Raw genomic sequence first — 6753 nt, forward strand, 5'->3', positions numbered from 1 at the left:
GAACCTTTTTGACCTTATCGAGAGAGATGGATGAACAGTTTTTCGCTGAAGTTTTTCCCGGCATTGGCCCTCGCCGCCCTGCTGCCCTCCGGCGCCCAGGCGTCGCAACCGGGCCAGGTTTTCCGCGACTGCAAGGACTGCCCGGAAATGGTCGTACTGCCCACCGGCACCTTCCAGATGGGCACCCCGGACGACGAAGTGGGCCGCGAACCCGACGAAGGCCCGCTGCACCCGGTGACGTTTGCCAAGCCGCTGGCGATCAGTCGCTTCCAGGTACTCAAGGGCGAATGGTTCGCCTACCTGCGCGACACCGGCTACACCATGCCCGACGGCGATGAGCGCCCCGGTCGGGCGTGCAAGGCCGGCATCCCGGACTACCAGGGCAGCGACCCGCGCAAGCAGTACACCGACCGGCACCCGGCGGTGTGCATGGATTTCGCCGAGGCCAATGCCTACGTGGCGTGGTTGTCGAAAAAGACTGGCAAACCGTATCGGCTGGTCAGCGAGTCCCTGCGCGAATACGCGGCACGCGGCGGCAGCACCGGGCCGTTCCCCTTCCCGTTCGATGAAGGCAAGGCCTACAGCATCGCCCAGCACGCCAACACCTACGGCGCGGCCGACGGCTACAACTTCACCGCCCCGGCCGGCAGTTTCCCGCCCAACGCCTTCGGCGTGTACGACATGCACGGCAACATCTACGAATGGACCGCCGATTGCTACAACGAAAACTACGTGGGCGCGCCGAGCGACGGCAGCGCCTGGCTGACCGGCAAGTGCGAGTTCAAGCGCATCCGCGGCAACGACTGGGGCGAGGCGCCGGTGTTCTCCCGCTCCGGCAACCGCAACGCGCTGGTGCCGGATAATCGGGGGGACTGGATTGGTTTTCGGGTGGCGCGGGATATGTAAACCCGCAGGCCACATGAATACCTTGTGGCGAGGGGATTTATCCCCGTTGGGCTGCGAAGCAGCCCCCAATGAATATGGCCTGGCTATTTCTGACTGACCGGCGTCGCCTGTTTGGGGGCCGCTTCGCGCCCCAGCGGGGATAAATCCCCTCGCCACAACGGTGTTCCTCAGGCTATCCGCCGTTAAATCCCCTCCCACTCCAACCGTCTTACAGACAGGCGCGCCTGCGCCCTAAAGCCCTTCCGGCAACCACCCGCGATGGCCTTCGCCCTTTTCATCTAGCAGGGAAACCTCCATGAGCCAACCAAAACGCGGGGTGATCAATGAATTGTTCACCCTGCTCAAACCCTTCCGGCTGATTGTCATCGGCGCCATCCTGCTGGGCATGGTCGGTGGCCTGAGCGTGACCGTGCTGCTGGCGACCATCAACCAGGTGCTGCACGCCGAAGGCGGGTTGAGCCACACCGTGGTGGGCGTGTTCGCCGGGTTGTGCCTGCTGGCCCTGGTCAGCTCCATCTGTTCCGACATCGGCACCAACTACGTCGGCCAGAAGATCATCGCCAAACTGCGCAAGGAGCTGGGGGAAAAAGTCCTCTCGGCGCCCATCCAGCAGATCGAACGCTACCGCAGCCATCGCCTGATCCCGGTGCTGACCCACGACGTCGACACCATCAGCGATTTCGCCTTCGCCTTCGCCCCTCTCGCCATCTCCCTGACCGTCACCCTCGGGTGCATGGGTTACCTGGCCATGCTGTCGTGGCCGATGTTCCTGATGATGGTCGTGGCGATTGTCATCGGCACCGTGGTGCAGTACATCGCCCGTGGTCGTGGGATCAAGGGCTTCATGGAGGCTCGCGACTCCGAGGACGAATTGCAGAAGCACTACAACGCCATCGCCGAAGGCGCCAAGGAACTGCGTATCCATCGCCCCCGTCGGCAACGCATGTTCGTCTCAGGCATCGAGCACACCGCCGACAAGATCTGCGACACGCAGATCCGCTCGGTGAACATCTTCGTGATCGCCAAGACCTTCGGCTCGATGCTGTTCTTCGTGGTGATCGGCCTGGCCCTGGCCCTGCAATCGCTGTGGCCGAGCGCCGACAAAGCGGTGATGAGCGGTTTCGTGCTGGTGTTGCTGTACATGAAAGGCCCACTGGAGCACCTGATCGGCACCCTGCCGATCGTCAGCCGTGCGCAGATCGCCTTTCGCCGCATCGCCGAGTTGTCGGAGCAGTTTTCATCCCCTGAACCGCACCTGCTGCTCAATGACCAGGGCCAGCCGAAAACCCCGGTGCAGACCCTGGAGCTGAGCAATGTGGCCTACAGCTTCCCGGCGGTGGAAGGCGCCACGCCGTTCCGCCTGGGGCCGGTGAACCTGAAGATCGACCAGGGCGACATCGTGTTCATCGTCGGTGAAAACGGCTGTGGCAAGACCACGCTGATCAAGCTGCTGTTGGGCCTGTACGCGCCGCAGCAAGGGGAAATCCGCCTCAACGACCACGTGGTGACGGCCGTGACCCGCGACGACTATCGACAGTTGTTCACGACGATTTTCGCCGACTACTACCTGTTCGACGACATCGTCCAGGGCGACACCCATATCCCGGACGACGCCAACCAATACCTGCAACGCCTGGAGATCGCCCACAAGGTCAGCGTGCGCGACGGCGCCTTCACCACCACCGACCTGTCCACCGGCCAACGCAAGCGCCTGGCACTGGTCAATGCGTGGCTGGAAGAACGCCCGGTGCTGGTCTTCGACGAATGGGCCGCCGACCAGGACCCGACCTTCCGGCGGATTTTCTACACCGAGCTGCTGCCGGACCTCAAGCGCCTGGGCAAGACCATCATCGTGATTTCCCACGACGACCGTTACTTCGACGTGGCCGACCAATTGGTGCGCATGGAAGCCGGCCGCGTCATCACCGAATTGCAATCCGCGTAAATAATCACGATTCTCATTCTGGTTTTTCCGGGGTCGTGCGTCCTAATTAAGAATTGATAACAACTACACCCCTATTAAAACTAAAACCTGCAAGAGTGAAACACATGCCAGCAACTCCGGGGATTCCACGTTTTACCAAGGCACTGATCATGCGCCGCCTGCTGCAACCAGGCTTCAGCGCCACCGCGTTCAGCCTGGCACTGGCCATGCCGTTCAGCGCGCAGGTCCAGGCACAGGAAGTCGACCTCAATATTCCGGCGCAGTCGCTGGCCAGTGCCCTGCAGGCGTTGAGCAATCAATCGAACATGCAAGTGCTCTACAGCGCCAACGATGTCCAGGGCCTGCGCAGCCAGCCGGTCAGCGGCCGGTTGTCGCCGGCCCAAGCGTTGTCGCAGATGCTGGTGGGGACCGGCGTCATGTTCACCATTCAAGGCAACACGGCCAGCGTGCGCGCCAGGACGGCGGGCGACTCGCTGGAACTGGGCGCCACCACCATCACCGGTAAATCCGTGGAGTCCGCCTACGGTCCGGTGGACGGTTACGTCGCCACCCGCAGCGCCACCGGCACCAAGACCGACACGCCGATCCTGGAGATCCCGCAGACCATCAACGTGGTCACCGCCGAGCAGGTCGCCACCCAGGGCGCGCGCAACCTGACCCAGGCCCTGCGCTACACGCCGGGGCTGAACACCGGCGGCTTCACCGACCGCAACGCCATCGCCGACGAAATCACCAGCCGGGGATTCTCGCCCACGCCGCTGTACCTCGATGGGGCTTACCTGCCCTACGCCGGCAGCCTCGGCGGCGCGCCGCAAATCGACCCGTACACCCTGGAACGCATCGAAGTGCTCAAGGGCCCCTCGTCGGTGCTGTACGGGCAGAACCAGCCCGGCGGCCTGATCAACATGGTCTCCAAGCGGCCGACCACGGAACAGCGCAGCCAGATCAAGCTGGGCGCGGGCAGCTACAGCCGGGTCAACGGCGCGTTCGACACCAGCGGCCCGATCGACGACCAGAAGGAATTCAGCTATCGCGTCATCGGCGTGGCGAAAAAAGGCAACCAACAGGTCGATCACACCCACAGCGAACGCATGCTGCTGGCGCCGAGCCTGACCTGGGCGCCCAACGAAGACACCTCGCTGACCGTGCTGGCGCAGATCCAGCGCGACGACGGCCTGGAGGACTACCAAGCGCTGCCGAGGATCGGCTCCCTGGAGCGCGGCCCCAACGGCCAGCGGATCGACCGGGACTTTTTCTCCGGCGATACGCGGTGGAACGACTACAAGCGCGACCAGTTCATCCTGGGCTACGACTTCAGCCACAACCTCACCGATGACCTGAAATTCCGCTCCACGGCGCGCTACACCGACGTGCGTGACCAGTACCGGGGGTTCTACCTGCGCAGCTTCGTCACCACCGGTGGCGTGACTGACCAGACCCAGGCCAACCGCGTAAAACTCGACTGGCAGCAACACAACACCGCCTACACCGTCGATAACAACGTGGAATACAAATTCAACACCGGCGCCCTGGAACACACCACCCTGGCGGGCGTGGACTATCGTCATTTCAACCGCAAGTACGATGGTTACAACGCCTACAACGTCGCGCCGATCGACCTGTACGGCAATAACAACAACTACGACACCGGCAGCGTGACCCCGACGCTGGACACCAAGTGGGACAACACCGTTCGCCAGACCGGCGTCTACCTGCAGGACCAGATCAAGCTGGACAAGTGGATCCTGACCGTGGGTGGCCGCCAGGACTGGGCCGAAGTGGACAACAAGGACCTGCTGGCGGGCACCGTCTCGTCACTGCGTGACAACAAGTTCACCGGCCGGGTGGGCCTGACCTATGTCACCGATTTCGGCCTGGCGCCGTACATCAGCTACTCGGAATCCTTCCTGCCGACCACCGGCACGGACGCTAGCGGCAACGCCTTCAAGCCGACCGAAGGCGAGCAATACGAAGTGGGCGTGAAGTACCAGCCGTTCGACAAGACGATGATTACCGCCTCGGTGTTCCAGATCAAACAGAAGAACCTGGTGACCGCCGACCCCGCCGATCCGCAGAACTCGATCCAGTCGGGCCAGGTGCGTTCACGGGGCGTTGAATTGGAAGTCAAATCCACGGTCGACAACATCGACGTCATGGCCGCTGCCACCTACCTCGACTCGTTCTACACCAAGGACAACTACGGCAACGAGGGCAACCGCAGCGAACAACAGGCTCCGTTCTCCGCCACGCTGTGGGTCGACTACCACTTCACCCAGGCCGTCCTCAATGGCCTGACCTTCGGCGCAGGCGCCCGCCACACCGGCCGCAAGCCGGGCGATGCGGCCAACTCGTTCGACGTACCGGCCTTCACCGTGTTCGACACCACCATCAGCTATGACATGGGCAAGGCCACCTCGAGCCTGCGTGGCGTCACCACCAGCCTGAACGTGCAGAACGTCTTCGACCGCGAATACGTGTCCCACTGCAACTACTCGTTCGGCTGCTACTACGGCCAGGAACGCGTGGCCTCGCTGGACGTGACCTACGACTTCTAAGCAATACCCCACACAAAAAACCGGGCCTGGCCCGGTTTTTTTGTGCCTGCAAAATACTGAAATCACCACAAAACAACTGTGGGAGCGAGCTTGCTCGCGATGGCGGTGTATCAGGCACTTAAGTGCTGGCTGACCTGCCGCTATCGCGAGCAAGCTCGCTCCCACAGGGGATCTGTGGCCTATGCAAATTCTGAGACCACCCACAGTTGTTTTGTGGTGTTTCAGGCAGTGAGTGCAATCCGCAAGGCTTGGCTCAATTGCGCGTACACCTCGTCAATCTCCGGCACCACGCTCTGCAAACGCAGGTAGTCGTGGATCAGGCCGGTGTATTCGATCAGCTCCACGCTTACCCCCTGTTCCTGCAAGCGCCGGGCGTAGGCGCGGCCTTCGTCGAGCAGCGGGTCATGGCCGGCCAGGGCGATCAGGGCCGGGGCCAGGCCTGGGTAACCGGGTGCCAGCAACGGCGAGAAACGCCAGTCCAGGCGATCGCTGGGCTCATTGGCGTAGTGCCGGTAGAACCACTCCAGGGTTTCGCTCTCCAGCAGATACCCTTCGCCAAACAACTCGGTGGATGGGCTGCTGGTGGACGCATCGGTCACCGGGTAGCAGAGCAACTGAAAGCACGGTTGGATCGCCAGGGAGGCGGGTTCCAGGGCCGCTTGCAGCGCAAGCACCGTCGCCAGTGTCGCGCCGACGCTGTCGCCGCCGAACGCCACGCGGCTGAGGTCCAGGCCTTCGGCGCGGGCCTGCCGGGCCAGCCAGTCGAGGGCATCGGCGCCGTCGTTCAGCGGGGTCGGGAAGGTGTGTTCCGGGGCCAGGCGATAGCCCACCGACAACACCGCGCACGGCGTCCGGGCGCAGAATTCGCGGCAGACACCATCGTGGGAGTCCAGGCTGCCGACCACATAGCCGCCGCCGTGAAAGTACACCAGCACCGGCAACACCTGGGCCGCAGCCGTGGCCGGACGATACAGACGCAGGGTCAGCGGCGCACCGTCACGGGCGGTGAATGTGTGAGCGGCGCACTGCACATCCGCCGGAGCGTTCCAGCGCAATTGCCCGGTGGTACGCTCGAACGCCTCGCGGGCCTGGGCCGGCGTCGACAGGTGAAACGGCCCGGGGCCCTCGGCCTGGCTTTCTTCGGCCAGGTCGAGGAAGGCGTTGAGTTCCGGATGCAGGGACATCGCAGGGGTTCCTTGTGAAAAACCATGGGTAAAAGATGAGCCACTCAGGCTCATGCAAAACCCTGTGGCGAGGGAGCTTGCTCCCTCGCCACAGGTTCGGTGCTGGCTATCTTCCTCCAGGCGACGGCGGGTTCCTCATATAACGATGAACCCGCCCCCATCC

General features: G+C 63.1%; 4 protein-coding genes. 3 read left to right on the forward strand and 1 reads right to left on the reverse strand.

Annotation, left to right across the window (positions count from 1 at the left end):
- The first annotated feature begins 30 nt into the window (after window positions 1-30).
- The 3 genes from PSH86_RS21125 to PSH86_RS21135 all read left to right on the forward strand — a co-directional run bounded on the left by PSH86_RS21125 (window position 31) and on the right by PSH86_RS21135 (window position 5406).
- Window positions 31-906 (forward strand): formylglycine-generating enzyme family protein, encoded by an 876-nt coding sequence (locus tag PSH86_RS21125; protein WP_109754556.1) that lies wholly within the window; start codon window positions 31-33, stop codon window positions 904-906.
- A gap of 295 nt (window positions 907-1201) precedes the next feature.
- Window positions 1202-2851: a cyclic peptide export ABC transporter gene (locus tag PSH86_RS21130; RefSeq protein WP_116833070.1), complete on the forward strand. Its 1650-nt coding sequence runs from the start codon at window positions 1202-1204 to the stop codon at window positions 2849-2851.
- Between the two features lie 104 nt (window positions 2852-2955).
- A complete protein-coding gene (locus PSH86_RS21135; RefSeq protein ID WP_109754554.1) occupies window positions 2956-5406 on the forward strand; it encodes a TonB-dependent siderophore receptor in 2451 nt (816 codons plus the stop codon).
- A gap of 221 nt (window positions 5407-5627) precedes the next feature.
- Here the strand turns inward: PSH86_RS21135 and PSH86_RS21140 are convergent, their stop codons facing one another.
- On the reverse strand, window positions 5628-6590 hold the full coding sequence (locus PSH86_RS21140; RefSeq protein ID WP_305484714.1) for an alpha/beta hydrolase: 963 nt from the start codon (window positions 6588-6590) through the stop codon (window positions 5628-5630).
- Window positions 6591-6753 lie beyond the last annotated feature (163 nt).

The sequence above is a fragment of the Pseudomonas sp. FP2300 genome, assembly GCF_030687595.1.
In the GTDB taxonomy this organism is placed as follows: domain Bacteria; phylum Pseudomonadota; class Gammaproteobacteria; order Pseudomonadales; family Pseudomonadaceae; genus Aquipseudomonas; species Aquipseudomonas bijieensis.